This is a genomic window from Mesorhizobium sp. P2_D1, from assembly GCF_056404455.1.
In genome coordinates, this window is sequence record NZ_JBFUDZ010000201.1 from 1 (window position 1) to 508 (window position 508).

General features: G+C 67.3%; 1 protein-coding gene and 1 pseudogene. Both read right to left on the minus strand.

The window, feature by feature from the left end:
• A pseudogene (locus tag AC1D0I_RS32960) lies at window positions 1–105 on the minus strand (alpha/beta hydrolase); the annotation flags it as partial.
• On the minus strand, window positions 102–508 hold a 407-nt coding region (locus tag AC1D0I_RS32965), incomplete at its 5' end, for an FAD-dependent monooxygenase (RefSeq protein ID WP_477400243.1). The pseudogene AC1D0I_RS32960 and the gene AC1D0I_RS32965, both read right to left, overlap by 4 nt.

Sequence of the window (508 nt, forward strand, 5' to 3'; positions counted from 1 at the left end):
GCCCGGCACCAGCACCAGCGGCGCTCCCGCGCCGAGATAATGCAGGTAGTGCTGGCGGATGCCGTTGGCTGCGACATTGGCGCCTGTGACCGTTGCCGCGCTCACTGCGCCGCCTCGCTGCTCTGCAGCGGCGTCTCATAGACGTCGTAGCCGAACACCCAGGCCGGGTCTTCCTGGCTGCGCAGCCAGGTATTGGCGTTGGAAACCGCCTGTACGCGCGAGGCGCGATCCCTGCGGTTTGCTTCGTAGAGGGCGAAGGCCGATGCGTGGTTGCCGGTCCCGGTCTCGCCGAGACACCGCGCCAGCATGGCCGCGTCCTCGATCGCCATGGCCGCACCCTGCGCCATATGCGGCTTCATCGGGTGGCAGGCATCGCCGAGCAGCACCATCCGCCCCTCGCTCCAGACCGGCAATGGTTTGCGGTTGAGCAGCGGCCATTTGGTGACCTCGTCGCTGGCGTCGATCAGCGCTTCAACGACCGGATGGCAACCGGCAAAGGATTGCCGCA